This window comes from Polaribacter aquimarinus, from assembly GCF_003129485.1.
Taxonomy (GTDB): Bacteria; Bacteroidota; Bacteroidia; order Flavobacteriales; family Flavobacteriaceae; genus Polaribacter; species Polaribacter aquimarinus.
This window is the reverse complement of record NZ_QFFG01000002.1, coordinates 449,360-475,713: the sequence shown is the minus strand read 5'-3', so window position 1 is coordinate 475,713 and position 26,354 is coordinate 449,360. Positions and strand designations below refer to the sequence as shown.

31 protein-coding genes are annotated in these 26,354 nt (G+C 29.6%); 14 read left to right on the top strand and 17 right to left on the bottom strand.

Annotated elements, in window-relative coordinates; all coding sequences use genetic code 11:
* Both DIS07_RS05645 and DIS07_RS05640 read right to left on the bottom strand, forming a co-directional pair.
* Window positions 1-639, bottom strand: a complete 639-nt coding sequence (locus tag DIS07_RS05645; protein WP_109404255.1) for a cyclase family protein — start codon at window positions 637-639, stop codon at window positions 1-3.
* Between the two features lie 3 nt (window positions 640-642).
* Window positions 643-1,722, bottom strand: a complete 1,080-nt coding sequence (locus DIS07_RS05640) for an isocitrate/isopropylmalate dehydrogenase family protein (protein ID WP_109404254.1) — start codon at window positions 1,720-1,722, stop codon at window positions 643-645.
* 171 nt (window positions 1,723-1,893) lie between these two features.
* Here DIS07_RS05640 and DIS07_RS05635 point away from each other — a divergent pair, with 171 nt between their 5' ends.
* Together DIS07_RS05635 and DIS07_RS05630 are read left to right on the top strand one after the other, a co-directional pair.
* Window positions 1,894-2,937, top strand: a complete 1,044-nt coding sequence (locus tag DIS07_RS05635; protein ID WP_235869099.1) for a LacI family DNA-binding transcriptional regulator — start codon at window positions 1,894-1,896, stop codon at window positions 2,935-2,937.
* Window positions 2,938-2,942: 5 nt separating this feature from the next.
* Complete coding sequence (locus tag DIS07_RS05630; RefSeq protein ID WP_219930517.1) at window positions 2,943-3,608, top strand: hypothetical protein; 666 nt, start codon at window positions 2,943-2,945, stop codon at window positions 3,606-3,608.
* A gap of 59 nt (window positions 3,609-3,667) precedes the next feature.
* Here the strand turns inward: DIS07_RS05630 and gdhA are convergent, their stop codons facing one another.
* The gene (gdhA, locus tag DIS07_RS05625) at window positions 3,668-5,023 is read right to left on the bottom strand and encodes an NADP-specific glutamate dehydrogenase (RefSeq protein ID WP_394340964.1); all 1,356 of its coding nucleotides are present in this window, start codon (window positions 5,021-5,023) and stop codon (window positions 3,668-3,670) included.
* Window positions 5,024-5,218: 195 nt separating this feature from the next.
* Between gdhA and pheS the strand changes: the two genes are divergently transcribed.
* From pheS to DIS07_RS05610, 3 genes are read left to right on the top strand one after another with little or no spacing between them, the layout of a single operon-like run.
* Window positions 5,219-6,238, top strand: coding sequence for a phenylalanine--tRNA ligase subunit alpha (pheS, locus tag DIS07_RS05620; protein WP_109404252.1), 1,020 nt, complete (start codon window positions 5,219-5,221; stop codon window positions 6,236-6,238).
* 1 nt (window position 6,239) lies between these two features.
* The gene (locus DIS07_RS05615) at window positions 6,240-6,665 is read left to right on the top strand and encodes an META domain-containing protein (protein WP_109404251.1); all 426 of its coding nucleotides are present in this window, start codon (window positions 6,240-6,242) and stop codon (window positions 6,663-6,665) included.
* 3 nt (window positions 6,666-6,668) lie between these two features.
* On the top strand, window positions 6,669-7,064 hold the full coding sequence (locus tag DIS07_RS05610) for a hypothetical protein (protein ID WP_109404250.1): 396 nt from the start codon (window positions 6,669-6,671) through the stop codon (window positions 7,062-7,064).
* Window position 7,065: 1 nt separating this feature from the next.
* Here the strand turns inward: DIS07_RS05610 and DIS07_RS05605 are convergent, their stop codons facing one another.
* Together DIS07_RS05605 and DIS07_RS05600 are read right to left on the bottom strand one after the other, a co-directional pair.
* A complete protein-coding gene (locus DIS07_RS05605; protein WP_109404249.1) occupies window positions 7,066-7,554 on the bottom strand; it encodes a hypothetical protein in 489 nt (162 codons plus the stop codon).
* Between the two features lie 44 nt (window positions 7,555-7,598).
* Window positions 7,599-9,074 carry a Na+/H+ antiporter NhaC family protein gene (locus tag DIS07_RS05600; RefSeq protein ID WP_109404248.1) on the bottom strand — a complete coding sequence of 492 codons (1,476 nt, stop codon included), beginning with the start codon at window positions 9,072-9,074 and terminating at the stop codon, window positions 7,599-7,601.
* An 81-nt stretch (window positions 9,075-9,155) separates the two neighbouring features.
* Between DIS07_RS05600 and DIS07_RS05595 the strand changes: the two genes are divergently transcribed.
* Both DIS07_RS05595 and DIS07_RS05590 read left to right on the top strand, forming a co-directional pair.
* On the top strand, window positions 9,156-9,698 hold the full coding sequence (locus DIS07_RS05595; protein WP_109404247.1) for a pyridoxamine 5'-phosphate oxidase family protein: 543 nt from the start codon (window positions 9,156-9,158) through the stop codon (window positions 9,696-9,698).
* Between the two features lies 1 nt (window position 9,699).
* Entirely contained in the window at window positions 9,700-11,346 is a 1,647-nt protein-coding gene (locus DIS07_RS05590) for a glycerol-3-phosphate dehydrogenase/oxidase (RefSeq protein ID WP_109404246.1), read from the top strand.
* Between the two features lie 6 nt (window positions 11,347-11,352).
* Here the strand turns inward: DIS07_RS05590 and DIS07_RS05585 are convergent, their stop codons facing one another.
* On the bottom strand, window positions 11,353-11,994 hold the full coding sequence (locus DIS07_RS05585) for a CPBP family intramembrane glutamic endopeptidase (RefSeq protein WP_109404245.1): 642 nt from the start codon (window positions 11,992-11,994) through the stop codon (window positions 11,353-11,355).
* 4 nt (window positions 11,995-11,998) lie between these two features.
* Complete coding sequence (locus tag DIS07_RS05580) at window positions 11,999-12,703, bottom strand: TIGR04283 family arsenosugar biosynthesis glycosyltransferase (RefSeq protein ID WP_109404244.1); 705 nt, start codon at window positions 12,701-12,703, stop codon at window positions 11,999-12,001.
* 22 nt (window positions 12,704-12,725) lie between these two features.
* On the opposite strand from DIS07_RS05580, the gene DIS07_RS05575 reads away from it, so the two are divergent.
* Window positions 12,726-13,490 carry a DUF547 domain-containing protein gene (locus tag DIS07_RS05575; RefSeq protein ID WP_109404243.1) on the top strand — a complete coding sequence of 255 codons (765 nt, stop codon included), beginning with the start codon at window positions 12,726-12,728 and terminating at the stop codon, window positions 13,488-13,490.
* Here the strand turns inward: DIS07_RS05575 and DIS07_RS05570 are convergent, their stop codons facing one another.
* From DIS07_RS05570 to DIS07_RS05555, 4 genes are read right to left on the bottom strand one after another with little or no spacing between them, the layout of a single operon-like run.
* Window positions 13,491-14,831: a Kelch repeat-containing protein gene (locus DIS07_RS05570; RefSeq protein ID WP_109404242.1), complete on the bottom strand. Its 1,341-nt coding sequence runs from the start codon at window positions 14,829-14,831 to the stop codon at window positions 13,491-13,493.
* A gap of 35 nt (window positions 14,832-14,866) precedes the next feature.
* Window positions 14,867-16,129 carry an MFS transporter gene (locus tag DIS07_RS05565; protein WP_109404241.1) on the bottom strand — a complete coding sequence of 421 codons (1,263 nt, stop codon included), beginning with the start codon at window positions 16,127-16,129 and terminating at the stop codon, window positions 14,867-14,869.
* Window positions 16,130-16,176: 47 nt separating this feature from the next.
* On the bottom strand, window positions 16,177-16,836 hold the full coding sequence (locus DIS07_RS05560) for a hypothetical protein (protein WP_109404240.1): 660 nt from the start codon (window positions 16,834-16,836) through the stop codon (window positions 16,177-16,179).
* A gap of 43 nt (window positions 16,837-16,879) precedes the next feature.
* Window positions 16,880-17,875: an NAD(P)H-dependent glycerol-3-phosphate dehydrogenase gene (locus DIS07_RS05555; RefSeq protein ID WP_109404239.1), complete on the bottom strand. Its 996-nt coding sequence runs from the start codon at window positions 17,873-17,875 to the stop codon at window positions 16,880-16,882.
* Between the two features lie 97 nt (window positions 17,876-17,972).
* Between DIS07_RS05555 and DIS07_RS05550 the strand changes: the two genes are divergently transcribed.
* Genes DIS07_RS05550 through DIS07_RS05540 form a run of 3 tightly spaced genes read left to right on the top strand, consistent with a single transcriptional unit; the run spans window position 17,973 to window position 19,460 of the window.
* Entirely contained in the window at window positions 17,973-18,839 is an 867-nt protein-coding gene (locus DIS07_RS05550) for an alpha/beta hydrolase (protein ID WP_109404238.1), read from the top strand.
* Window positions 18,840-18,845: 6 nt separating this feature from the next.
* A complete protein-coding gene (dut, locus tag DIS07_RS05545; RefSeq protein ID WP_109404237.1) occupies window positions 18,846-19,277 on the top strand; it encodes a dUTP diphosphatase in 432 nt (143 codons plus the stop codon).
* Window positions 19,278-19,307: 30 nt separating this feature from the next.
* Window positions 19,308-19,460: a PspC domain-containing protein gene (locus tag DIS07_RS05540; protein ID WP_109404236.1), complete on the top strand. Its 153-nt coding sequence runs from the start codon at window positions 19,308-19,310 to the stop codon at window positions 19,458-19,460.
* Between the two features lie 2 nt (window positions 19,461-19,462).
* Here the strand turns inward: DIS07_RS05540 and DIS07_RS05535 are convergent, their stop codons facing one another.
* Window positions 19,463-19,999 (bottom strand): GNAT family N-acetyltransferase, encoded by a 537-nt coding sequence (locus DIS07_RS05535; protein ID WP_109404235.1) that lies wholly within the window; start codon window positions 19,997-19,999, stop codon window positions 19,463-19,465.
* A gap of 149 nt (window positions 20,000-20,148) precedes the next feature.
* A complete protein-coding gene (gene recA, locus DIS07_RS05530) occupies window positions 20,149-21,156 on the bottom strand; it encodes a recombinase RecA (RefSeq protein WP_109404234.1) in 1,008 nt (335 codons plus the stop codon).
* 115 nt (window positions 21,157-21,271) lie between these two features.
* Here recA and DIS07_RS05525 point away from each other — a divergent pair, with 115 nt between their 5' ends.
* The 3 genes from DIS07_RS05525 to DIS07_RS05515 are packed head-to-tail and all read left to right on the top strand — an operon-like array spanning window position 21,272 to window position 23,566.
* Window positions 21,272-22,063 (top strand): aldose 1-epimerase, encoded by a 792-nt coding sequence (locus DIS07_RS05525; protein WP_109404233.1) that lies wholly within the window; start codon window positions 21,272-21,274, stop codon window positions 22,061-22,063.
* Between the two features lie 5 nt (window positions 22,064-22,068).
* Complete coding sequence (locus tag DIS07_RS05520; protein WP_109404558.1) at window positions 22,069-22,638, top strand: pseudouridine synthase; 570 nt, start codon at window positions 22,069-22,071, stop codon at window positions 22,636-22,638.
* 40 nt (window positions 22,639-22,678) lie between these two features.
* Window positions 22,679-23,566, top strand: coding sequence for a DUF2167 domain-containing protein (locus DIS07_RS05515; RefSeq protein WP_109404557.1), 888 nt, complete (start codon window positions 22,679-22,681; stop codon window positions 23,564-23,566).
* 179 nt (window positions 23,567-23,745) lie between these two features.
* Here DIS07_RS05515 and DIS07_RS05510 read toward each other — a convergent pair whose 3' ends face one another.
* The 4 genes from DIS07_RS05510 to DIS07_RS05495 all read right to left on the bottom strand — a co-directional run bounded on the left by DIS07_RS05510 (window position 23,746) and on the right by DIS07_RS05495 (window position 26,351).
* Window positions 23,746-24,186: a GNAT family N-acetyltransferase gene (locus DIS07_RS05510; protein WP_109404232.1), complete on the bottom strand. Its 441-nt coding sequence runs from the start codon at window positions 24,184-24,186 to the stop codon at window positions 23,746-23,748.
* On the bottom strand, window positions 24,186-24,620 hold the full coding sequence (gene rpiB / locus DIS07_RS05505; RefSeq protein ID WP_109404231.1) for a ribose 5-phosphate isomerase B: 435 nt from the start codon (window positions 24,618-24,620) through the stop codon (window positions 24,186-24,188). The genes DIS07_RS05510 and rpiB overlap by 1 nt, the downstream gene beginning before the upstream one ends.
* A gap of 559 nt (window positions 24,621-25,179) precedes the next feature.
* Window positions 25,180-25,359, bottom strand: a complete 180-nt coding sequence (locus DIS07_RS05500) for a hypothetical protein (RefSeq protein WP_109404230.1) — start codon at window positions 25,357-25,359, stop codon at window positions 25,180-25,182.
* A gap of 83 nt (window positions 25,360-25,442) precedes the next feature.
* Window positions 25,443-26,351: a diacylglycerol/lipid kinase family protein gene (locus tag DIS07_RS05495; protein ID WP_109404229.1), complete on the bottom strand. Its 909-nt coding sequence runs from the start codon at window positions 26,349-26,351 to the stop codon at window positions 25,443-25,445.
* Window positions 26,352-26,354: the final 3 nt, after the last annotated feature.

Sequence of the window (26,354 nt, the reverse complement as noted above, 5' to 3'; positions counted from 1 at the left end):
CTAATCTTGTAAAGCAATTACTCTTGATGGTGCCCCATCACCTCCTTCAACTTTTAGAGGTAGTGCAATTAATGTAACTTTTTGTGATGTAATTTGTTCTAAGTTACACAAACCTTCCACAATAATAATGTCATTTTTCATTAACATATGATGTATCTCAGTAACTTCATCAATATTATTTACATCTGCGACAGAAGGTGGCTCTACACCCAAAATATTTACCTTTTTTTCTCCACACCAATTGGCAAGTTCTACACTAATTCTTGGTAAATCATCACGATATGCAGCAGTGCCTAATTTTAAACTCCAATTTGTATGTAAAATAATACTTTGTCCAGGAATAAAATCGTTAACAATAGTATCTAGATGTGATACTAAGATTTCTTCTTTGGGTTTTATGTGAGTAAGGTTTACCACCCAAGCTTCACTTATTAATCTTTCGGTTGGAAGCTTATCTATGGTTTGTTTGTTTACACCAAAATGAAGTGGAGCGTCCATATGAGTTCCACTATGTGAGTATAAATGAAGTGTTGTTGCATTCCAACCATCAACAGCTAGTGTTTTGGCTGATTCAATAGCTACGCCACCCATCTTATTATTGATGGGTAACGTTAAATCTATTGTTTTTTTACTATGCATGTATTAAGCTGTAACTAATTTTGTAGATTCGATATATTTAATTACACGGTCTGCAATTTGTGAAGTAGAAGCACTACCTCCTAAGTCTACTGTTAAATTACCCTCTGCAGTAGTAGCTTCGATACCCGCAACGATATCTTTTGCAGCTTCAGTTTCTCCTAAATGATCTAACATAATAGCTGCTGACCAAATTTGACCAATTGGATTAGCAATATCTTGACCAGCAATATCTGGTGCAGAACCATGAATAGGTTCAAACATAGATGGAAAATCTTTTTCTGGATTAATGTTTCCACTTCCTCCAAGACCTAAACTACCCATAATAGCACCTCCTAAATCAGATAAAATATCTCCAAAAAGGTTTGTAGTAATAATTACGTCAAACACTTCTGGTCTTAACACAAAACTTGCAGAAGCATTATCGATATACATTTTATTAAATTCTACATCTGGATATTCTTTAGAGACTTCTTCTATCACTCTATCCCAATATGCTAAACTATTAATTAACGTATTTGATTTTGTTACATTAGTTACTTTACTTCTACGTTTTCTTGCTAATTTAAAAGAATAATGTGCAATACGTTCGATACCATAACGTGTAAAAACACTAGTATCTGTAGCAAAACCGTGAGCCTGATCTGCATAAAAAGTTTTACCACTTTGTACAAATTCTCCTTCATTATTTTCACGAACTACAACAAAATCTATATCTGCTTCTGTTTTTGTTCTTAACGGGCTTTTTAATCCAGAAAACAATTTTACAGGACGATAGTTTACATATTGATTTAATTCTGTTCTAACCTTAAATGTATAATCTTTTGCCGGTAAAGTGTCATCAATTTCTGGTAAACCTACAGCACCAAAGTAGATAGCATCAAATTGTTTTAAGGTTTCAATAGCATTGTCTGACATGAATTTACCATGATCTCTGTAGTATCCAGCTCCAAACGGAAAAGATTCTTTCTCAATTTTAAAATCATGTTTTTTAGCAACAGCATCTAAAACTGAAACTCCAGCTGGTACGATTTCTGCACCAATTCCATCTCCATTAACAACTGCAATCTTGTAACTTTTACTCATTTTAATTTATTTTTTGTGTTGTTTTAATTTTTTTGCGCAAATTTGCACAGTGTAAAGTTATTTTTTCAATAAATTTCACGCAACTAAAAACAAAATTATATAATATTTAAGTAAAAATATTACAGATAATCTATTTTTTGCGCAATTTTTTGCGCATTCATCATTAATAATTTGAATAAAAACAGTTTTTCTTCTCACTCAAACAACATCACTCTAAAAGATATAGCTGATGAGTTACAGCTTTCAGTTTCTACAGTCTCAAGGGCATTAAAATCTCATCCTAGAATTGGTAAAACCACTCAAGAAATCGTTAAAAGAACTGCAGTTAGATTGGGTTATTTATCTATTGATTTATTAGATGAGCAACAAAAGAAAAACTCTACTTTAATTGGAGTAATTGTGCCAAAAATTAGTTATTATTTATATGCTATGGCTATTAGTGGTATAGAAAAAATTGCAGAAGAAAATGGAATGCATATTATTGTTTGTCAGTCTAATGAATCCTATGAACGTGAAAAAGGTTTGGTTGAAGAACTTTCTGCAATTGGAGTAAATGGTATTATTGCTTCTTTAGCAAGTGAGACTAAAAATTTTAATCATTTTAAAAAAGCAAAACAATCTGGAATTCCTATAGTATTTTTTAACCGCGAATGCAACGATGTTGTTGCTAATAAAGTTACTATTGATAATGCAAGAGCTGCTTTTGAAGCCGTAAACCACCTTATTTCTGTGGGCTGTAAACGAATTGCATATATAGGAGGTCCAGAAGTTTTACAAATTAATAGAGATAGAGCTAAAGGATACACCAAGGCATTATTAGATAATAACTTAGAAAATACAGCCGACTATTTAGTATATAGTAATTTTGACAAAGAAAGCATTCTTTCTGCAGCTCGTAAATTATTATATGCCCCTATTTATCCTGATGGAATATTAGCTTTTAGCGATCAAATTGCTATTTCTACCATGTTAGTTGCCAAAGAAAGAGGTATAGAAATTCCTAAAAAACTCTCTATAATCGGTTTTAACAATGAACCTGTTGGTGAACTCATCAATCCATCTTTAACTAGTATTTCTCAACCTGGATTTAGAATGGGAGAAGAAGCTGCACAATTATTAATCAATGAGTTGAAAAAACCCAGTATTCTTTTCGAAAAGAGAATATTAAAATCGTTTTTGGTTATTCGAAACTCCACCAATAAAAATAAAATTTAATATTTATGAAGATCTATCCTCTTTTAAAAACCTTTTGTTTTGCGAGTTTATTATTGATATTCACAAGCTGTATATCACAAAAAATATTTAAAGAAAAAAATGGTTTCTTACGTGTTGAAGCAGAAGACTTTTATCTACAAACTAATGATAGTGTTAGAAAATGGTATGTCGTTGACAAAAACTTTACAACAGATTTAAAAGATGCAGATTTTTCTCATTCAAAATCTGCGAGTAAAAACAAATACGTAGAAATTTTACCTGACACACGTCAAACACATGCCGATAAACTAATTCGAAAAGAAAATTTTAGTAATGTTCCAGGAATTGCTGTACTGCATTACAAGGTAAACATAAAAAACCCAGGAAGGTATTATGTTTGGGTAAAAGCATTTAGCACAGGTTCTGAAGATAATGGTATTCATGTTGGTTTAAATGGAAAGTGGCCAAACTCTGGAAAACGCATGCAATGGTGTAAAGGAAAACGTTCTTGGTATTGGGAGAGTAAGCAAAGAACCAAAGAAGTACATTGTGGTATTGAAAATGCTATTTATTTAGATATTGAGAAAGCTGGAGAACATACAATTCAATTTAGTATGCGTGAAGATGGTTTCGAAATGGATGAATGGTTAATTACATCGGATAAAAATTACAATCCTAGAAATATAAAATAACCAAAAAAAAGCTTAAAGAAATATCTTTAAGCTTTTTTTTACTCTAAAGCAACGAATTATTAAACAATACCTTGCGCTAACATTGCATCTGCTACTTTTACAAAACCTGCAATATTTGCACCTCTAATATAATCTATTGATCCATCATCCTTTTCACCGTATTTTACACAAGAGTCATGAATATCGCTCATAATATCTTTTAACTTATCATCTACTTCTTTACGAGTCCAACTTAAACGTAAAGAATTTTGACTCATTTCTAAACCTGATGTTGCCACACCGCCTGCATTAGACGCTTTACCTGGGGCAAAAAGAATTTTGGCTTTTTGAAATTCGTGAATAGCTTCTGGTGTAGAAGGCATGTTTGCTCCTTCTGATACACAAATACATCCATTAGACACTAATTTTTTAGCATCATCTCCGTTTAATTCATTTTGAGTAGCACAAGGTAATGCCACATCACAAGGAACAGACCAAGGCTTCTCTTTAGCAACAAATTTTGCAGAAGTATATACTTTTACATATTCACTTATTCTTCCTCTCTTATTGTTTTTAAGGTCCATTACAAATTTTAGTTTGTCTGTATCTATACCATCCTTATCATAAATATAACCACCTGAATCTGATAACGTTAATACGGTTGCACCTAACTCAATGGCTTTTTCTGCAGCATATTGTGCTACATTTCCTGATCCAGAAATAACCACTTTCTTACCGTTAAAAGAGTCTTTTTGGGTTTTAAGCATATCTTGCGCAAAATAGACATTTCCATAACCTGTTGCCTCTGGTCTAATTAAAGAACCTCCCCAAGACGCTCCTTTACCTGTTAAAACTCCAGTAAATGTAGTTTTTAGTTTTTTATACATTCCAAACATAAAACCAATTTCTCTTGCTCCAACCCCAATATCTCCAGCAGGCACATCTGTGTTATGTCCAATATGCCTAAACAATTCACTCATAAAGGCATGACAAAATCGCATGATTTCATTATCAGATTTTCCTTTAGGGTCAAAATCTGACCCTCCTTTTCCTCCACCCATTGGTAACGTTGTTAAGGAATTTTTAAACACTTGTTCAAAAGCTAAGAATTTTAAAATACTTGCATTAACTGTTGGATGAAAACGTAGACCTCCTTTGTATGGCCCTATTGCTGAATTCATCTGAACTCGATATCCCCTGTTCACTTGAATTTCTCCGTCATCATCTACCCAACATACTCTAAAAGAAATTAATCTTTCAGGTTCTACCATTCTTAACAAAACATTTTTACCAAAATATATATCATTATCAATAATATATGGGATTACAGTTTCTGCAACTTCTTGTACAGCTTGTAAAAATTCTGGTTCGTGACCGTTTCGTTGTTTTACCAACTCCATAAAACCGTCTATTTTGGATTTAATAGTTTCCTCCATATTTTTTTGTGATATTAATAAAAATTTAACTCTACAAAGATAGTTATTTTTCAATATCATAAAATAAAAAAGTTTTCTTAAATTTTTCGCAACATCCTTATTTCAATCGATTTCGAGAAGTGTGCATCATTTCTTATATTTTGCAAACTAAAACTATTTAAAAAAGATTAAATTTGCGGTCTAATTATCCTCGAAATGTTAGATAAAGTAAAAGAATTGATTGGTGAAGTAAAAGCTTTTAACACTACCTCTAAAGATGAAGTAGAAGCTTTTAGAATTAAATATTTAGGGAGCAAAGGGTTGTTAAAAGGATTGTTTGCTGAGTTTAAAAATGTTGATGCAGAATTACGAAAAGATTTTGGACAAGCCTTAAATAACTTAAAAAAATCTGCTGAAAGTAAAGTTGCTGAACTTAATGATGCTTTAGAAAATGCAGTTGAAGAAAAAGGAGTTTATGGAGATTTAACACGTCCAGCAGAACCTATAAACCTTGGGTCTCGACATCCAATTTCTTTGGTTAAGAATCAAATTATCGAAGTATTTAACAGAATTGGATTTACCGTTTCTGAAGGTCCAGAAATTGAAGATGATTGGCATAACTTTACAGCTTTGAATTTGCCTGAATATCATCCTGCTAGAGACATGCAAGATACGTTCTTTATTGAGCAAAATCCTGATATTTTACTGCGCACCCATACTTCTTCTGTACAAGTGCGTTATATGGAAGAAAATGAACCGCCAATTCGTACTATTTCTCCAGGAAGAGTTTTTAGAAATGAAGATATTTCTGCAAGAGCGCATTGTATTTTTCATCAGGTGGAAGGTTTGTATATAGATACTGATGTTTCTTTTGCTGATTTAAAACAAACACTTTTGTACTTTACTAAAGAGATGTTTGGAAAGTCTAAGATTCGTTTACGTCCTTCTTATTTCCCTTTTACTGAGCCAAGTGCAGAGGTAGATATTTATTGGGGATTAGAAACAGAAACAGACTACAGAATTACCAAAGGTACTGGGTGGTTAGAAATTATGGGGTGTGGAATGGTGGACCCTAATGTGTTGAAAAACGCAAACATTGACCCTACAAAATACTCTGGTTATGCTTTTGGTATGGGAATAGAAAGAATTGCTATGTTATTATATCAAATTCCTGATATTAGAATGTTTTATGAAAATGACAAACGTTTTCTAGAACAATTTAAATCTATAATCTAAAATGAAAAAAGCTTATTTCTTTTTATTTTTAATATCTATGTTTTCTTGTGCAGAACAACCTGAAAACAAAGAAACTGAAAAAGATTTTTTAAATACAATCGTTGGGAAATGGAATCTTTCTGAAATAAAAGGATTCTCCAGTACAGATATTAAGAACTTAAGAATAGCTCCTTTTATTAAATTTGAGGAAAATAAAATTAGCGGGACTAATGGTTGTAATAATTTTTTCTCTTCAATTACTACTATTAGTAAAAATAATATCTCGTTTTCACCCTTTGGAGAAACAAAAATGATGTGTCAAGAAATGAAAATATCTGATACTTTTGGAGAATTAATTTCAAAAACCGATATGTATTTTCTAAAAAATAACACCCTTATTTTTCTTAACAAAAAAAATGAAAATCTTTTAACTTTTACAAAAGAATAACTCTTGAAAAAAGACATCAAAATACCCAAAGTTACTGACGTTGAAATTGCAGTTGTATTTGAATACAATGATATCTACAAAACCCATGATTGGAATGTTTACATTATTAACAAAAAAGAGGTAGATTTAGAAATGGTTGTGATTGTTTCTCAAGGTTTTTCTGATACCAAATCAACCTCTTTATTGCGTAAAAAAATAAATAAATTACCCGCCAATTCTTTTGCAAAAGTAGAGTTAATTCAACCTGAGTTGTTTACACTCAACAATCAGTTTCAAGTTACTTTTTTTGAAGGAAATGTTTTATATGATAAAACGTTTGTTTTTAAAGAAAATTCCATAAAAGAGGGCACTTTACGTATGATTCCAGAATTGCAGAAGCGCGGGGTTTTGGCAAAATAAATTAATCAAAATCTGCTTCTATTTTTGCGATGTTAGCAATGTCTTTGTTTAAGTATTTAATACTTACTTTAGGTGGAATAGAAATTTCTATACAGGTTTCTGAAAAGACCAAACTTTCAGAGGATAATTTGGATTGAAATTCATTAGACATTAAAAGTGATTTTAAAATCAACTTAAACATTTTTCTATCTTTGTACTCTTCGTACATAACCTCTATTTCTTCTTTATTGAGCTCTTTAAATCTACTAAAGTGAATTTCTACAGAAGGAGGAATCGAAACACCTACAATTAACCTATTTGTTCTAAAACCTGCTTTTTCTAAGAGTGGTAACACATTAAAAACCTCTTTTACATAATCAATAAATTTATTTTTTGTATTGGTTCCCAAATCTCCAATTTTTGAAAGTCCATTTTTTAATTGTTCTAAAATTTGGTCTGCACCTCCTGTAATGCTTTTTGATGTTTTTGTTATAATATTATCTTTTTTCATATGAAACAAATTATGTAGTTCTGAAACAAGTTCTAATTAATGTCTTACCCAAAAAATCCAATAATCAAATACAAAACCGTTGTAATAAAACCACCAAATAAGGCATAAGGTAATTGTGTTTTTACATGGTCTATATGGTCGCTTGCAGAAGCCATAGACGAGATAATTGATGTATCTGAAATTGGTGAACAATGGTCTCCAAAAATTCCTCCACCTAAAGTTGCGGCTACGACAATTGTTAAATCTGCACCGTGAATATTTGCCATCGGTACAGAAATTGCCAACATAATAGCAAAAGTCCCCCAAGAAGTTCCTGTAGAAAATGCAATAAAAGAACTTATTACAAAAACAACAGCAGGTAACAATTCTGGAGACAACCATTCTTTGGTTGCATTAGCAACATAAACACCGGTATTTAATTCTTTACAAGCATTACCAATTGCAAATGCCAACAACATCAATAAAGCTAAGGGCATTAATTCACTAATTCCTTTTAAGGTTAAATTTACTGCTTCTTTTGGTTTTAAAATTCCTTGAATAAAATACATTGAAATTGCAACTAAAATCGCTGTAATTACAGCATATAAAACCGATGATGATCCAGAACCTTCTCCAATTGCTTTTTGCATATGGTCTATAGTTGATGAAGATTCTTTAACAACATTCCAACCTGTATAAATTAGGTTAATAGGCATCATAAATACCATAACCAAAAGAGGCACAATCATATTGTAAGCTTTGGCAGAAATTCCTTCTTTTGGTGGATAAGAAGTTACCGTATCAGAAATCATTGGTTTCGACCCTTCATTTAATAAAGCTCCTGTTTCTTTAGTTCTTTGTTCGGCTTTTTTCATTGGACCAAAATCTTTTTTTGATAAAATCACTACAAAAACTAAAATAATTGCTAAAAGTGGATAAAAATTATACACTATTGATTCTAATAAAAGTGGTAGAGGTTTATCTATTCCTTGAGTAATTAATAAACCCATGATAAAAGCTCCCCAAGCATTAAAGGGAATTAAAATAGACGATGGTGCAGAACTTGAATCTGCGATATATGCCAACTTTTCTCTGGGGATTTTAAGTTTATCAAAAATTGGTCGGTATAAAGTTCCTACAGTTAAAGAGCTAATACTTGTTTCTACAAACAATAAAATACCCGTAAAGGTGGCCAAAAGCTGTACCATTACTCTGCTATATCCAGGTTTCTTATTTTCATATTTTATCAATTTTTTATTAATAATATTAATAAAACCCTCAACTCCTCTTGAATATTGAATAAAAATTAACAACGCTCCAACTAAGGCGCTAAACATTATAGTTCTTGTACTTCCTTTGTCTTGAAATACGTTTACCATTCCTTCAATCATGGCTAAAGTCCCTTCTAATGGATTCCATCCTTTAATAATTAACCAAGAAAACCAAATTCCGAACAACAAAGCAATATATACTTGCTTAGTTCTTAAGGCTAAAATGATAGCAATTATTGGTGGTAAGACTGAAAGAAATCCGTAATCCATAAAAGAAAATTATTTTGTCTAAAGGTAAGAAATTAATAATTTGAGATGTTGTAAATTGTAGGGCTTTAAATAACATAAAAAATGGCAAAGTTTTATACTAAAATCACTTCTCGGATTCAAAAATTTATTGAAGCTCAAAAAATATTTTTTGTGGCAACTGCTCCAAATTCTGGTCGAATTAATTTGTCTCCTAAAGGCATGGATTCTTTTCGTGTTTTGAATGAAAACCGTGTATTATGGCTAAATGTGACAGGAAGTGGAAATGAAACGGCTGCACATTTATTAGAAAACCCAAGAATTACCGTGATGTTTTGTGCTTTTGAAGGTGCACCAAATATTTTACGTTTGTACGGAACAGGAAAAGAAATAAAAGAGGGTGATGACTCTTGGAATGAATTGATAAAACTGTTTCCTGAAACCCCTGGTACTCGTCAAATATTTGATATTAACATTGATTCTGCTCAAACTTCTTGTGGAATGTCGATTCCATTTTTTGAGTATAAAGGGGAAAGAGAAGAGTTAAATGATTGGGCTGCTGATAAAGGTAAGGAGGGAATTACAGCTTATTGGGCAGAGAAAAACCAAACCAGTATTGATGGTTTACCAACTAAAATTTTAGAGTAAAATGAACAGCTTTTCTTACTTTGATAGGGAAAAAATCACCAAAGACTTACAGTCTTTTGAGTTTGATTTATTGATCATTGGTGGTGGAATTACTGGTGCAGGAATTGCTTTAGATGCAGCATCTAGAGGTATGAGAGTAGCTCTAATCGAAAAAAATGATTTTGCTTCAGGTACCTCAAGTAAATCTACAAAACTTATCCACGGAGGCTTACGATACTTAAAACAATTCGATTTTTGGTTAGTAAAAGAAGTGGGCACTGAACGAGCAATTGTGCATAAATTAGCACCCCACCTAGTGGTTCCTGAAAAAATGATTTTACCACTTATTGAAGGTGGAACCTACGGTTCTTGGTTAACTTCTATTGGGTTAAAAGTTTATGATATTTTGGCGTCTGTAGAAGGAGAGGATAAACGTAAAATGTTAACTAAAGAAGAAGCTATAAAAAAAGAAGCTTTATTACCAAAAGAAATTTTAAACGGTGCTGGTTATTACGCAGAATATAGAACAGATGATGCTCGTTTAACTATAGAGGTTTTAAAAACAGCATTAAACTATAATGCAAAAATTATCAATTATATAGAAGCGTCTGAGTTTATTTATGAAAATAAAAGGGTGGTTGGTGTAACTGCAAAAGATAATTTATCAGATACTTTTTTCGATATAAAAGCTAAATTTGTAGTTAATGCAACCGGCCCTTGGGTAGATAATCTTCGCCAAACAAATCATTCTAAAATTGGTAAGCGCTTACACTTAACCAAAGGTGTCCATTTAGTAGTTCCTCATAAAAAACTACCTGTGCAGCAGTCTGTGTATTTTGATATTCCTGATGGCAGAATGATGTTTGCCATTCCTAGAGGAAAAGTTACTTATTTTGGAACAACTGATACTAATTATCAGCTAGATAAAGACAATATAAAGACCAATTTAGTTGATGCAATGTATTTAATTTCAGCTGTAAACAATATGTTTCCAGAAATAAATTTATCAATAGATGATATTGATTCTTCTTGGGCAGGATTACGTCCTTTAATTCATGAAGAAGGAAAATCAGCATCAGAATTATCAAGAAAAGATGAAATTTTTGTCTCTGATACTGAATTGATTTCAATAGCAGGAGGAAAATTAACTGGTTATCGAAAAATGGCTGAAAGAATTGTTGATCTAGTCGCAAAAAAATACAGTCGGAAATTTGATACTTCTTTTAAAGAAATCAAAACCAAAGAAATTGTACTTTCTGGTGGAACATTTAAAAATTTTAATGAAGTAAAAATCTATACAGATGCGATTCAAAATAGAATTACAGAAGTAGGTTTTGATAGAAAAGATGCAGAATATTTAGTGCATAATTATGGTAAACAAACCGATATCATTTTACAAAAATTTGATGATTTCATGCATGATGATATGCAAGAAAAACTCATAAAAGCCGAGGTTTGGTTTGCCATTAATTATGAAATGGCTTGTACACCAACCGACTTTTTTATGAGAAGAACAGGTCTTTTATTTTTTGATATACACCGTGTAGTTTTATATAAAGAGTTAGTCATTAATTTATTTAAAACCTCTTTTTCTTGGGATGAAAATACAACTGAAAATCACACAAAAAAATTAGAAGAAAAACTTAAAATTGCTACAACTTTTAATTAAGCAAACTTATACTGGAAATAGAAATAACTTTCCATAGCCCACGGTATATAACCAAATTCCATAAACGGTATGTTCTAACAATACAAGCCATAAAGAATTGGTTTTTAAATACGTTTTTATAAAAAGAATTCCTCCAATAAAAGTAAACCCTAGAACTATCCAGCTTTGAAACCAAATATGAGCAAAAGAAAATAAAATTGCGTTTATGAAAATAAATAAAAATTCATTTTTAAATATATTATGATAGCGTTTTAAAAAGAAAGTTCTATAAATTAATTCTTGAGGAATCACAGAAAAAAGAATATATATTATACTAAACTTTAACCACAATTTTGGCTTGTTTAATATTACATTAAAAAGAGCATCTTTATCTTGAAAATATAAAACAGTGGTGGTTAAAAAGATGATGATTAATAAATTAACACCTACTACTTTTAGAGTCTTTTGTTTTAAATTTTTATCGTTGCTCTTTTTCTTAAATTTTTCAATAAAAATCGAAATCAAAGAGATGTAAACGACTCCAATGATAAGATAAATAATTTTATATGTTTTTGAAATTTGTAAAAAGAGAATTAAGGGTGTACCCACAAAAAGCGCAATAATTTCTGCAATTTTAAGTGTCTTATTGTTTTTTAAAAAAGGCTTCATTTTTTTAAACAGATTCTCTTAATAAGCTTTTATACATTTTTCTTAATTTTATTGGATCTACACCCAACTTATATTTAAAAAAAACATAGCCATTGATTAGATTAACTTTTAACCAAGAATTGTTCTTGTATTTTCTAGCACTAGCAATAGCTTTAGATTGAATAATTGAATATCGAACTTTACATTTTCTTACTCTATCAATCATTTCAAAATCTTCCATAATACAAAAATCTTCATTATAACCATTAAGACTTTTAAAAACCTCTTTAGTAAAAAACTGACATTGATCTCCTCCTCCTGCAAAAAAACCATCTTTAGTTGTAAACTTGCTATTTACATTAAGTAAAAAAGAATTTTTATCAAACTTGTAAGCAAAAAAACCTGCTTTATTACCAATAGAAATTGATGTTTTAACTTGATTGTAGAAATCTTCTGGTAACTGAACATCTGCATGTAAAAAAAGAAAAACTGCACCCTTAGCCTTTGATGCAGCAAAATTCATTTGAGCTGCTCTTCCTTTTTTTTCTGATTGTAAATACCTAACTTTATCAAAGTTTTTGCAGATTTTTGGACTATTGTCTGACGTTTCTGGCGAGTTAGAAACAATAATTTCAATTGGAAATTTGTTAGCTTGATCACTTAAAAACGACAACCTCTTAACAAGGTTTTCTTGTTCATTATAAACTGGAATAATAACACTAATTTGCACGCCTAAACATACGAATTATTATATGAAGAAGTTTTTATTAATTCTCCTTTTTTTTTCAAGCACCTATATTTTTTCTCAAGAAAAAATCAATTATGAAAGTGTTTCTCAACAATTTTTACAAAATATTATTGATAAAAAACCTGTTGACAAACAAGTTTATATTCTAGAAAAAAGCAGGTTAAAAGAATTGGTAAATCAGTTAAAAACCGACCATCAAAAAATTGCTTTTTGGGTAAACATTTACAATGCTTTTATTCAAATTTCATTGACTCAAAATCCTAAATTATATGATAATAGAGGTGCTTTTTTTAGCAATAAGAGAATAAAAATTGCAGGAGAAACTTTGTCTTTTGATGATATTGAACACGGTATTATCAGAAAATCTCGAATGAAAATTAGTTTAGGTTATTTAAGAAAATGGTTTAGACCAAAATGGGAACGTAAACTACGTATTAATGGTGACATCGATTGGAGAATCCATTTTGCTCTAAACTGTGGAGCAAAAAGTTGTCCTCCTGTAGCTATTTATTCTTCTAAAAATTTAAATAAGGAGTTCGATTTTATGACTACAGAATACTTAAAAGAACAAACAACTTACAATAAAGTAACAAAAGCAGCTAAATCTGTAGCATTATTCTCTTGGTTTCGAGGTGATTTTAATGGAAAATCTGGAGCTTGTAAAATTTTAAAAAAATATAAAATTACACCAAAGGAAGCCAAAAAAATAGAATTTAAAAATTACAACTGGACGTTGTTGTTAGGAAATTTTAGAGAAATACCCAACTAATTACTTTAAGTTTTTTGAATTGGTTGGTTGTGTCTTTAAGAATTCTGATATGTTTAAAGAGTACAATTTATTTGACGGAAACTTTCTATAATCTTCTACTTGATAACCTCCTACTATATATAAAATTTCGTTATAAAAATGTAGCTTAGTACCTTCTAGGTTTAAGTCTATTGAATACTCTTGCAAGATTTTCGTTTTAGGGTTAAATCTTAAAATCTTATCACTTTCTTGTAAGTAAATAAACTCATTATCCTTTGTTAAAGTTGGTTTTCTTAATGGTGCAAAAAGATTTCCCTCTATTTTCCACTTTCCAGTTTTAAGGTTAAAAGACTCTATTTCTGTCAAGGCTTTTTTATAAAATCCACCAAAAAAATAGAGTTTATCGTTAAAAACGATTCCAGAAACTTCTTTACCTTTAGACATTCTGGTCAAGAGATACCAGTATCCTGTTTTTAAATCATACATATGAACCTCATCTGAATACACTTTATTTCCGTTCTTTCTTTTTTTTGTTGAACCACCAAAAACGATAATTTTATCATCATATAAGACAGCATCAAAATCTACAGATGGATGTGGGTTTGTTTTATCTTTCTTTAAAGTAAAATCATTTAATGATACTATTTCTATTTCGTTAACCAACAACTCTAATGTTTTCTTTTTTGATAGCTTTTTTCCCCCTAAAATATAAACTTCATTTTTATAATAAATGGCCTTATGATAGGCTCTTTTAGTCATCTTTTCTTTAACAAGCGACCAATTTTTATTATCAATATTATATATCTGAATATCAGATTTAAAAGCGTTAAAACTAATTGGTTTTGGTTGTCTTAAAAACCTCATAATTTCTTGTTGATTGCTAAATTGAATAGCAGCTAACCCTTGTTTGTTTTTTTCAACTTTAGAAGAAGCATCCCCGCCAAAAACATAAATATTTCCATTTTTAATAATGCTAGCAAAAGAATAAGTGGCTACAGGTAAATTGCGAAGAACTTTATACTTAAGGTTTTTTTGTAATGTATTATTGGATGTAATTTCTACACCATCCAAAAATTCTTGTTTTTCCATAAGGTAAAAAACCGCAACCGAATCTGTCTTTTTAAAAGTAAACTTAGTTGTTTGATAGTTAATATGTGATATGGTAAAATTTACATTTTCTAATGTTTTTAAATTGATTAGAAAATTTCCTTTCTCATTCGAGTAAATAATTTTATTTGGTAAAAAAATATGGGCTTTTTCAATTGGTTGTTTTGTCTTAAAATCTAAAACTACACCTGTAACTTTTTGAGAAAAACCCTTCAAGAAAAGAAAAAAAAAGAATGTTGAAAATATGTATTTCATTTAAGAAGTTTAACTAGTTTTATCAAAAATTATACCTATTTCTCGTTTTCTTCAATATCTTTTGTTAAATCTAAGTTTCTCAACGTAGGGTTTACAGCTCCTATGGTAATTACTGTTAATAACGTCATGGTTCCTCCAAAAACAACAGCAGTTACAGGGCCTAAAAGTTTTGCAGCCAAACCACTTTCAAAAGCACCTAATTCATTAGAAGAACCTACAAACATGGAGTTTACAGAAGATACTCTTCCTCGCATATCATCTGGGGTTTTTAATTGTAAAATTGTCTGACGAATTACCATTGATATTCCATCAGCTGCTCCACTAATAAAGAGTGCTAAAACACTCACCCAAAAGAGTGATGATAAACCAAAAGCGATAATACTTAACCCGAAAATAAAGACAGAAATCAACATTTTTTTTCCTGTTTTTTTATTAATAGGAATATAGGTGGTTAAAAACATGGTTACAATACTACCAATAGAAATAGATGCGTTTAAAATTCCAAACCCTTCTGGTCCAACTTTTAAAACATCTTGTGCAAAAACAGATAAAATAGCTACAGTTCCTCCAAATAAAACTGCAATCATATCTAAGGTTAAGACTCCTAAAATTTCTTTTGTTTTAAACACAAATTGCACTCCTGCTTTTAAACTATCTTTAATCGGTTCGCCTATTTTTTTATTTAAAATTGGCTTTTTCTTGATAAAAAACATAAAAAACAGAGATAGAATTACCAAAACAAATACCAAACAAAGTGTCATATCTACACCAATCCAACTAATAAAAAACCCTCCAAATAACGCCCCAGAAACAGATGCGGTTTTCCAGGTACTTGTACTCCAGGTTGCTGCATTATGGTATATTTTTTTAGGAACTAATAATGCTACTAAAGAGAAAATTGTAGGGCCAAAAAAAGAGCGTAAAAATCCGCCAAAAAAAACTAAAGCATAAATGCAATATAAGATTGATTTTGTAGACCAATTACCCACAATACTATCTGATGTTAAAAAAAACAACCCCAAACTTATCATAGAAAATGCTGCTGTACATAGTGCTAATAAATTGCGTTTTTCTCTTCGATCTACAATATGGCCTGCAAATAAAGCCATAGAAAAAGCTGGAATAATTTCCATTAACCCAATAATTCCAAGAGATAAAGGGTCTTTTGTAATAGAATAGACTTGCCATTCTATAACAATAAATTGCATTGACCAACCAAAGACCAACAAAAATCTTACAAATAAAAAAATATTAAACTCTTTTATTCTTAATGCTGCATAAGGGTCTTGTTTAGCCATGAATTGCTATGGTTGTTTAATAAAGTGTGTAATCTTTTAGAAAAAAATTAACTCAATTTCATATCCATTAAAATGGCAAAAGTTTGATTGATGTCTTCTTCTTTAACTACAATTGTCATTTCATTAGTAGTAGAAATAATCTCTTGCAGCGGAATATCTGCCCAAGCTAACTGTTTTAAAATAAAATAGTAAATACCTGATTGTTCTAAATTTTCTTGAGGCAACTTTATAGTAATGGATGCCAACTCTAACATACTATGTGTAAGCGATTCTTGTTCAAAAATTTCTTCTACATACGGCCTTAAATTCTTACTAGTAACAATATTTGTTTCAAAAATTCCTTGAGAAACCGTTAAAAAATAATCTGAATTCTCTGACGATTTTGTTAATATTTTCGCAATTTCCCTTAATAACGAAGGTGTGTTTTTAAAGGTAAAATCGCATAAATCTGATCGTACTATAACATCGCCTAGATCTAATGCTAGCTTTTTTATGTTTTTTCTTATGCGTAATTCACTTGCAGGAGACAATCTGTTAATTGCCATCATTACTGCACCAACTTTAACTTCTTTTTTTAAAACAGTTGATACTTCAGGTAAAATAATTCTTGCTAAGGAAGAAACATTAATTAATTTTTCATTTAATGCTTCTTCAATAAATGGAGTTTTTCTAATTGTACTTTCAACAACTTCTTGTATTGTTTTCATAATAATTGTTTAATAAATTACAACAATGTTCAAAATTAAACAATTAATCTAAATTATCAGCCAATTTTTTAAATTCTTTTTTAGGATTTTTATTCTTGTACAAAATACCGTAAACAGTATCTATAATTGGGGTTTTTGCTCCGTTATTTTCCTTAATTTTAAAAGCGCTTTCAGTTGCATAATACCCTTCTGCAATCATACTCATTTCAATTTGAGCGGACTTTACGGTGTAGCCCTTACCGACCATGTTTCCAAATTGTCTATTTCTACTAAAAATAGAGTATCCTGTAACTAATAAATCTCCTAAATAAGCAGAATTGTTAATGTTTCGTTTCATTTTATGTACTTTTTTTATAAAACGTTTCATTTCACGAATGGCATTACTCATTAATACAGACTGGAAATTGTCTCCGTAACCCAAGCCATGCGCTATACCTGCAGCAATGGCATAGATATTTTTTAACATTGCTGCATATTCTGTTCCAATAATATCATCAGATATTTTTGTTTTGATATACCAACTTTCTAAAGAGGTGCCAACAAAAGAAGCTTTTGTTTCATCTTGACAAGCAATCGTTAAGTAAGATAAGCGCTCCATGGCAACCTCTTCTGCATGACACGGTCCTGTGATTACTCCGATATTTTCTAGTGGAATATTATGAACTTGGTTAAAATGCTCTCCAATAATTAAACCTGTTTCTGGCACAATACCTTTAATTGCTGAAAAAATAATTTTATCATTTAAAGAAATCGACAACTTTTCCATTTCTTTCATCAAAAAAGCAGACGGAATTGCAAAAATTAAAACATCATAATTAGCTACGGTCGTATTTATATCTGAGGATAAATCTAATTGTTCAGCATTTAATTCTGCAGAACGTAAATAATTTGGGTTATGTTCATTTTCTTTAATATGTTCTATGGCTTGTTCATTGCGCATATACCAACCTACTGTCTCTAAATTTTCTGATAGCATTTTTACAATGGCTGTTGCCCAACTTCCTCCTCCTAAAACCGCTATTTTATTTTGTTCGTTCATCATACATTCATTTAACTGTTTCAAAAGTAATAAAATTACTATCTTTTAATGAATGCTTATTTGAATTATTATATTTGTGATGTATATAAGCTTGTTTATGAAAAAAATAATTCTTTTATCTTTTTTACTTTTTTTGATAGTTTTTTCTTGCAAAGAAAAATCAACTACAAAAAACACAACTCAACCTAAAAAAGAAGAAAAAAAATCGACAAAAGCAATAAACGTTTCTATTTTAAAAAAAGAGTTTATAATTAAAGATTTAAACGATATTTCTCATAAAATTTGGGTGTATTTACCTCCAAACTATCAATCTTCAAAAGAGAATTATTCTGTAATTTATATGCAAGATGCTCAAAATTTATTTGACAATGTTACTTCTTTTGTTGGCGAATGGGGTGTTGATGAAACCTTAAATGAACATTATAAAAAAACAGGAAATAGTTTTATTGTTGTTGGGGTTGAAAATGGGGGAGAAAAAAGAATTGAAGAATACACACCTTGGAAACACAAAAAATATGGAGGAGGAAAAGGAGCAATTTATGTTGATTTTTTAGCCAAAGAACTCAAACCTTTTATTGATGCAAATTATAGAACTAAAACTGATGCAAAAAACACAGCTATTATTGGTAGTTCTCTAGGTGGATTAATCTCATTTTATGGCGGTTTAAAATACCCTGATATTTTTGGAAATATTGGTGCTCTTTCTACTTCTTTCTGGTTTTCTGACAATGTAATTGATTTTGTCAAAGAAAATGGAAATCAACAAAACACCAAACTTTTTTTATTAGTTGGCGGAAAAGAAGGTGACTCTATGGTACCCGATACTAAAAATATATTCAATTTATTAATAGAAACAGGGTTTCCTAAAGAAAATATCGTAAAAAAAATTGTTCCAAAGGGAGAACATAACGAAGCTTTTTGGAAATCGGAATTTCTAGAAGTTATTACATTTTTATATAATTAATAAACCATGAACGTACAAATAATTAATAAATCAAAACACGCAACTCCTAATTACGAAACTGGTAGTGCAGCAGGAATGGATTTAAGAGCAAATATCGATACAGCTATCACATTAAAACCATTAGAAAGAGCTATTGTAAAAACAGGGTTGTTTATAGCTTTACCTGATGGTTTTGAAGCTCAAGTAAGACCTAGAAGTGGTTTGGCTGCAAAAAAAGGAATTACCGTTTTAAATTCTCCAGGAACCGTAGACGCAGATTATCGAGGCGAAATTGGAGTTATTTTAGTGAATTTATCTAATGAAGATTTTATTGTAAATGATGGAGAAAGAATTGCACAATTAGTTGTTGCTAAACACGAGAGAATAAATTGGAAAGAAGTAGAAACTCTATCTGAAACAGAACGTGGAACAGGTGGTTTTGGAAGTACCGGAGTTTAAACAAATTATTAATAATAAAAATTTAAAAATATGATTTTAGGAGTTTGCGAATGGTTAAGCACCAAAACAAATTTTACCACAAAAAATATAAGAATATTATTTGTTTTAATGGTTTTATTAGGTGGTTTTGGTATTGGAGCTTATTTAATTCTTTGGTTGGTAAAAATATTGTCTAAGGAATAAATTTAAATGTTTTTATAAACCTGACTCATTTTTCTAAACTTATCAAGTAATAATTTGTAAGGAAGAAAACTATGAGAAAAATATCTATACCCTTGTTTTTTATAAAACTGAAATGCTTGTGGTTGCTCGTCCATAGCATCTAACCAAACAATTGAGTATTCTTTTTGATGTGCTTTTTTTTCTAACCAAGTAAGAAGTCTTTTTCCAACTCCTTTTCCTTGTATTTTTTGATGTAAATAAATACGATGTAATTTTACCTGTTTTTCTACCAACATACCTTCTAATTTTTCATCCCAAATTATTCTAAAATTACCTACAACTTCATCATTAAATAGAATAAAATAATACTCTGCATTTTGTTGAGATAATTCTTTTAAAATATTTTCTTTAGCATATTGAGTTTTTACATACCAATCTCCGTCATCATTCCAAAAATGATTATAAGCTATAGGGTAAATTTCTTTCATTAAAAGATACAGCCTTTTGTGGTCTTCAGCTTTTATTTCTTTTAAACTTATTTGTTTTGTTAACCTTATCATTCATCTAAATTATAAAAGAATTCTTGGTTTGATAAAAAAACATAAAATTTACACAAATCTTAAATTATATGTTCTTTTTGAAAACAAAAAACTGCCATAGATTGATTACTTCTATGGCAGTTAATAATAATAGTTAGAACTTTTAAAACTTATTCTTGATTTTCAATAGCATCTTTTATTTTACCTTCTAGTTCTTCCATTAACTCAGGATTGTCTTTTATAAGTCCTTTTACAGCATCTCTACCTTGACCTAATTTGGTTTCTCCGTAACTAAACCAAGAACCACTTTTCTTTACAATCCCTAATTCTACACCAATATCTAAAATCTCTCCAACTTTAGAAATTCCTTGTCCATACATAATATCAAATTCTGCAATTTGAAAAGGTGGTGCAACTTTGTTTTTTACAATTTTAACTTTAGTAGAGTTTCCAATAACCCTGTCTCCGTCTTTAATTTGGGTTCTTCTTCTGATGTCTAAACGAACTGAAGCATAAAACTTTAATGCGTTTCCTCCGGTTGTTGTTTCTGGATTTCCAAACATCACTCCAATTTTTTCTCTTAATTGGTTGATAAAAATAACCGTACAATTCGTTTTAGAAATAGTACCCGTTAGTTTTCGTAATGCTTGAGACATTAAACGAGCATGAAGACCCATTTTCGAATCTCCCATTTCTCCTTCAATTTCAGATTTTGGAGTTAATGCGGCAACAGAATCAATAACAACAATATCTATTGCTCCAGAACGAATTAAGTTATCTGCAATTTCTAATGCTTGCTCTCCATGGTCTGGTTGAGAAATGATTAAATTATCAACATCTACTCCTAAGTTTTCTGCATAAAACTTATCAAAAGCGTGTTCTGCATCTATAAAAGCTGCAATTCCTCCTGCTTTTTGAGCTTCTGCAATGGCATGAATTGTTAAGGTTGTTTTACCCGAAGATTCTGGTCCGTAAATTTCAATTACTCTTCCTCTTGGGTAACCTCCAACTCCTAAAGCTAAATCTAACCCTAAAGAACCAGATGAAATTGCATCTACATCTTCTGTAACCACATCTCCTAATTTCATTACAGAACCTTTACCGTAAGTTTTATCTAACTTATCTAAAGTAAGTTGTAAGGCTTTTAATTTGGCTTGCTTTTCTTTATCTGTCGCCATAAATCGTGCTGAGTTTTTTATTTTTTAAAGTGAGACAAGTTACAAAAAACTACTTTTAAAATCCTAATATTTTAATTTCATTTTTATAGTATTTTTACACAAATTAAATCTTAAGATGAGTTCTAAAGTTTCTATTAAAAATTTAAACAGTATTGTTATTATTGATAAAGGTGAACTTATTAGTTTTAGGGTATATGATACCGAATATATTCATCAAAAAGGAAATAAAGGTTGGCGAAAATCTGACGATGAAATGTTTCCTATCATTGGTCCTGTTTCTAAAAATAATTATGTAGTTCATACCAAAAACGGAGATGCAATTCAAGATCAACATGGTTTACTAAGAGAATTAGAATACGTTCTTAATTATTCTAATGAAACTTCTGCTAGATTTATCAAAAGATACAAAAAGAATACACTTGTTAAAAACAGTAAATATCCAGAAAAATCTTCGGAAGAATTTTTGAATTGGCCTTTTAATTTTACTTTCGAAAAAACTTTTACTTTAAAAAATAATGTTCTCACAATTGAGTTCATCATCAATTCTGAAAAAGGAATGCCGTTTATGTTGGGTTATCATCCTGCTTTTTTATTATCTAATTCTGGTAAAGAAACTTTTATTTCTAAAGGTACAGAACACAATTTAGAAGATGTTTATAAAGCTGGTTCAAATGCATTTCCAATATTAAATTCCAATGCTATTTTACTAAAAAATAGCGATAAAAAAGATGTGAAAATTTCTACAATAGGTTTTAATAATTTTATGCTTTGGACAGAAGTAGATAATATGGTTTGTATAGAACCTATTACACAATATACTTCTTATACAAATCAAAAATTTTCTGAAGAAAACATGTCTTTATCAAAAGGAAAAAATATGTTTTCAGTAGCAATAAAATTGATGTAGTTTTGATAGAAAAACATCGTCATTTTATCATTTATAAACCTTACGGGTTCTTATCTCAGTTTATTAACAATCAAACTAAACGAAAGAAAAAATTATTAGGAGAATTGTATGATTTTCCAAAAAAAACCATGGCAATTGGCAGACTGGATGTAAAATCTGAAGGTTTGTTATTATTAACAACAGATGGAAAAGTAAGCGACTTTATAACAACTAGAGGTAATGTTGAAAAAGAATATTATGTACAAGTTAATGGTGAGATAAATCAAGATAAAGTTGATCTTTTAAAAAATGGTGTGGAAATAGGTTTTGATGGAAAAAAATACATCACAAAAAAATGTAAAGTTTCTATAATTAAAACACCTAATTTTCCAAAAAGAACTCAAAAAATTAGAGATGATAGACATGGACCTACTTCTTGGATTTCTATAACCTTAACTGAGGGCAAGTTTAGACAAGTTCGAAAAATGACTTCTGCTATTGGACACCCAACATTAAGACTAATTCGTATTAGAATTGGAAATGTTAATTTAGGAACTTTAAAAGTTGGAGAAGTTAAAGAAATATTATCTTTTTAAAATTCGTTTTTTTACTTTTGTTCCATCAAAAAAAATTATTATGAAAAAATTACTCCTTTTAAGTTTCTTTCTAGTTCCTTTATTTGCCTTTTCTCAAGAAAATGAGCAAATGACTTTAGAGCAAAAAGAAATTTTGAAAAAAAAGTTTGATAGTATTGAAGCTTCTTTTAATTATAAATATGGTAAAATAACCCTTCAAAATGGTATTGCAGAATTAAATGTACCAGAAGGTTATAAATATCTTGGACCTAAACAAAGTGCATTTGTTTTATCAGATTTATGGGGAAATCCACCTTCTGAATGTTTAGGTTTATTATTTCCAAAAAATATGTCTCCTTTAAGTGAAGATTTTACTTACGCAGTAGAAATCACTTATTCTGATGAAGGATATATTAGTGATGAAGATGCGAAAGATTTAGATTATGATGATCTTTTAGATGAAATGCAACAAGATACTAAAGTTGGTAATGAAGAACGTAAAAAACTTGGTTACGAATCTATTTTTTTAATTGGATGGGCTTCTGAACCTTATTATGATGCTGAAACAAAAAAATTACACTGGGCTAAAGAATTATCTTTTGAAGGATATGATAAAAACACGCTAAATTATAATATTAGAGTTTTAGGTAAAGAAGGATATTTAAATTTAAATGTTATTGGAGATATTGATGTTTTACCTACAGTTAAAAAAGATGTAGATTATATTTTATCTAGTGTTTCTTTTACTGAAGGAAATACCTATGCTGATTTTAACCCTGAATATGATAAAGTTGCAGCTTATGGAATTGGTGGTTTAATTGCTGGAAAAGTGTTAGCAAAAGCTGGTTTTTTTGCTTTAATTTTAAAATTTTGGAAAGTTATAGCTATTGCGGTTGTAGGCGCTTTTTCTATATTTAAAAAGAAAATTTTTGGTTCTAAAGAAGCTTAAAATTATTAACTAAAGAGTGTAACTTTTATTACAAAAAAAGAAAAATTATCTTTCTAATTTTGAATTATGAATGATAATTCTAATACAACTTTATATATAGTAGCTGTAATAATTATTTTACACTTTGTAGTTGGTTTTGGGTATTTGGTTTATAAAATGACAAAAAAAAATGATCAAATTTAATCCCTTTCCATTCTAATATGTGGAATTCCATCTTCTAAATACTCCTCTCCTACTTTATTAAATCTAAGAGAATTGTAAAATTTAGTGAGATAAACTTGCGCAGAAATTGTAATTTTTGAAGAATTAAAATGATCTTCTATGGCTTTAATAGAAGCTTCCATTAAATGAAAACCATAACCATATTTTCTTTCAGAAGCAGCTACCACTACTCTACCAATACTACTATTATCAAAATAATCTCCAGGTTTAAAAAGACGCGTATACGCTATAATTTTATCATTTTTAAAACCAAAAACATGTAATGCTTTCTGATCTTTAAAATCTAAATCTTGGTAGACACAATCTTGTTCAACCACAAAAACTTCAGAACGTAACTGTAGTATTTGGTACAATTCAGAAGTTGTTAATTCAGAAAAAGATTTTGTGATGAAGTTCATTAACCAGCACAAGAAATTTTGTTTACTCTATTTTGATGTCTTCCACCTTCAAATTCTGTATTTAAGAAAACATCTACAAAACCTATTGCTTGTTGTAAAGACACAAAACGAGCAGGAATCGTTAAAATATTAGCATTATTATGTTGTCTTGTTAGTGCAACCAATTCATTATTCCAACACAAAGCAGCTCTTATACCTTGGTGTTTGTTTGCCGTCATTTGTGCTCCATTACCAGAACCACATAAAATAATACCTAATGCTGCTTTACCAGATTCTACAGCATCAGCTGTAGGGTGAATGGCATCAGGATAATCCATAGAATCATTTGTATTGGTTCCAAAATTTAAAACTGTATAACCTTTATTCTCTAAATGTTTTATAATTTCGAACTTATATGCTGTACCTGCGTGATCATTACCAATGGCAATTGTCATAATTTATTGATTTTAATTGTGTTGTATAGTACAAAAATATAGAAAATAGCGGTTATGAACAGTTATAAACAATCAAAATTTATCAATTTTTAATAACTACTTATTTTTAAAGCTTTTACCTGTTTTAAGGGAATGTTAAGAACTTATCATTAAAAACTCGAAACTTTTTTTGGTAATTCTAATTATTATTACAATACAAGGAAGAACTTAACATATGCAAATTTTATTATGCCTTTTTGATAAAAGTTTATCAACAAAAAATTTACAATTTGTTTACATTAAAAATTATAAAACTTATGAGATTTTTATGTGAATACCTGTTTATAACTTATGTTAATAACTCTAAATTTTTATTGATTTTTAAGCTTTTAAATATCTAATAACTTGTCAATGATTTTTAATAAGTCAGTTTTAAAAATAGAAAAGTAAAATTTTATAGTAACTATTCACATACTATTATAAACATCATTGTTTTTTTAAAATTTTATAAAAGAAAAATAATTATAATATAAGATGTTGATAAGTGAAAAGAAAAAAATATAAGAAAGGAAAATAAAATTTAAACTGTTTCTATTTTCTTTTCAGCTTTTAAAAGATAAGTGGTGTCTTTTTGAATTTCTGAAGCTTTTGTAGGTGTATCAACTTTATTTAAAGAAGAATTTACAGTCATCACTGTAACTACTACTCCAGTAAGGAATATAATTGCAAATAAAACGATTATTTTACGTAGATTTTTCATCTTTACAGTTAGCTGTTTGTATTATAAAGACGTATTATTTTAGAAAACGTTACAAAAAAATTAAGATTTATTTAACTTTTTAGTTAATTGATAATAAAGTTAATAGCTTTTTCTATGATTTTCACAGTTACTTTTCCAGTTCCAATCAACTCTCCATCTGCTTGAATAAAAGGTTTTGAGTTTTGTGGAATTATGGTAATTTCTTTCGTTTTATAAGTTTCCACTTTTTTATGATTTACTATTTTACCAGAATATAATTTTGGTAAATTAAAAACCATATCAAAAAAAGTTAAATTTTTAGCAATGGTAATATCTAGCAAACCATCAGAAGGATTTACATTTTTAGTAAACTGCATACCTCCACCAGAAAATTGACAAATTCCGATTACTGTCATCAAACAGCTTTCTTCTAGCTTTTTATCATCAAAACTCATTTTAAAAGTAGATTTTTTATAAAATAGCAATCCGTAAATTCCGGCTAAAACATAAGAAATACCTCCTAACTTTTTTAAAGATTTTAGTTTGTTAACAATATAACCATCATACCCTAAACCTGCTACATTGTTAAAATAATGTACTTTTTTATTCTCTGTTTCTAAAACACCAATATCTTGTAAAATGGTCTTTTTTTGATGGATGATTTCTATAGCTTTTTCAATATTGTTAGGTATGTTGTAGGTTTTTATCCAATCATTTCCAGTACCTAAAGGAATCACACCAATAGTTATATCCGAAGTTTTTATGTATGTTTGCAGCATTATTCCGTTAACTACATGATGTAGTGTTCCATCTCCACCAATCGAAATAATAGTTCTAAAACCTTTTTGAATTGCAGCTTGCACCAATTCAATTTCGTGTTTAGAAAACTGTGTAAAAACAAAATAATAGTCAATTTTCTTGAGTTTTAACAATTGCTGAATTTTACTCCACTGTTTAGAAAAATTCCGATTTCCAGAAGTAGGATTTGCAATTAAAAACCAAGAATTAGACATAAA

What these genes read in the sequence shown, in the direction of transcription:
- DIS07_RS05500 (WP_109404230.1), bottom strand. Translation starts at nt 25,359, where the DNA reads ATGAAAAATCTACGTAAAATAATCGTTTTATTTGCAATTATATTCCTT.
- DIS07_RS05615 (WP_109404251.1), top strand. Translation starts at nt 6,240, where the DNA reads ATGAAAAAAGCTTATTTCTTTTTATTTTTAATATCTATGTTTTCTTGT.
- DIS07_RS05585 (WP_109404245.1), bottom strand. Translation starts at nt 11,994, where the DNA reads ATGAAGCCTTTTTTAAAAAACAATAAGACACTTAAAATTGCAGAAATT.
- gdhA (WP_394340964.1), bottom strand. Translation starts at nt 5,023, where the DNA reads ATGGAGGAAACTATTAAATCCAAAATAGACGGTTTTATGGAGTTGGTA.
- DIS07_RS05575 (WP_109404243.1), top strand. Translation starts at nt 12,726, where the DNA reads ATGAAGAAGTTTTTATTAATTCTCCTTTTTTTTTCAAGCACCTATATT.
- DIS07_RS05525 (WP_109404233.1), top strand. Translation starts at nt 21,272, where the DNA reads ATGAGTTCTAAAGTTTCTATTAAAAATTTAAACAGTATTGTTATTATT.
- DIS07_RS05555 (WP_109404239.1), bottom strand. Translation starts at nt 17,875, where the DNA reads ATGAACGAACAAAATAAAATAGCGGTTTTAGGAGGAGGAAGTTGGGCA.
- DIS07_RS05600 (WP_109404248.1), bottom strand. Translation starts at nt 9,074, where the DNA reads ATGGATTACGGATTTCTTTCAGTCTTACCACCAATAATTGCTATCATT.
- DIS07_RS05560 (WP_109404240.1), bottom strand. Translation starts at nt 16,836, where the DNA reads ATGAAAACAATACAAGAAGTTGTTGAAAGTACAATTAGAAAAACTCCA.
- DIS07_RS05540 (WP_109404236.1), top strand. Translation starts at nt 19,308, where the DNA reads ATGATTTTAGGAGTTTGCGAATGGTTAAGCACCAAAACAAATTTTACC.
- dut (WP_109404237.1), top strand. Translation starts at nt 18,846, where the DNA reads ATGAACGTACAAATAATTAATAAATCAAAACACGCAACTCCTAATTAC.
- DIS07_RS05590 (WP_109404246.1), top strand. Translation starts at nt 9,700, where the DNA reads ATGAACAGCTTTTCTTACTTTGATAGGGAAAAAATCACCAAAGACTTA.
- DIS07_RS05510 (WP_109404232.1), bottom strand. Translation starts at nt 24,186, where the DNA reads ATGAACTTCATCACAAAATCTTTTTCTGAATTAACAACTTCTGAATTG.
- rpiB (WP_109404231.1), bottom strand. Translation starts at nt 24,620, where the DNA reads ATGACAATTGCCATTGGTAATGATCACGCAGGTACAGCATATAAGTTC.
- DIS07_RS05535 (WP_109404235.1), bottom strand. Translation starts at nt 19,999, where the DNA reads ATGATAAGGTTAACAAAACAAATAAGTTTAAAAGAAATAAAAGCTGAA.
- DIS07_RS05640 (WP_109404254.1), bottom strand. Translation starts at nt 1,722, where the DNA reads ATGAGTAAAAGTTACAAGATTGCAGTTGTTAATGGAGATGGAATTGGT.
- DIS07_RS05565 (WP_109404241.1), bottom strand. Translation starts at nt 16,129, where the DNA reads ATGGCTAAACAAGACCCTTATGCAGCATTAAGAATAAAAGAGTTTAAT.
- DIS07_RS05605 (WP_109404249.1), bottom strand. Translation starts at nt 7,554, where the DNA reads ATGAAAAAAGATAATATTATAACAAAAACATCAAAAAGCATTACAGGA.
- recA (WP_109404234.1), bottom strand. Translation starts at nt 21,156, where the DNA reads ATGGCGACAGATAAAGAAAAGCAAGCCAAATTAAAAGCCTTACAACTT.
- DIS07_RS05495 (WP_109404229.1), bottom strand. Translation starts at nt 26,351, where the DNA reads ATGTCTAATTCTTGGTTTTTAATTGCAAATCCTACTTCTGGAAATCGG.
- DIS07_RS05550 (WP_109404238.1), top strand. Translation starts at nt 17,973, where the DNA reads ATGAAAAAAATAATTCTTTTATCTTTTTTACTTTTTTTGATAGTTTTT.
- DIS07_RS05645 (WP_109404255.1), bottom strand. Translation starts at nt 639, where the DNA reads ATGCATAGTAAAAAAACAATAGATTTAACGTTACCCATCAATAATAAG.
- DIS07_RS05595 (WP_109404247.1), top strand. Translation starts at nt 9,156, where the DNA reads ATGGCAAAGTTTTATACTAAAATCACTTCTCGGATTCAAAAATTTATT.
- pheS (WP_109404252.1), top strand. Translation starts at nt 5,219, where the DNA reads ATGTTAGATAAAGTAAAAGAATTGATTGGTGAAGTAAAAGCTTTTAAC.
- DIS07_RS05515 (WP_109404557.1), top strand. Translation starts at nt 22,679, where the DNA reads ATGAAAAAATTACTCCTTTTAAGTTTCTTTCTAGTTCCTTTATTTGCC.
- DIS07_RS05570 (WP_109404242.1), bottom strand. Translation starts at nt 14,831, where the DNA reads ATGAAATACATATTTTCAACATTCTTTTTTTTTCTTTTCTTGAAGGGT.
- DIS07_RS05630 (WP_219930517.1), top strand. Translation starts at nt 2,943, where the DNA reads ATGAAGATCTATCCTCTTTTAAAAACCTTTTGTTTTGCGAGTTTATTA.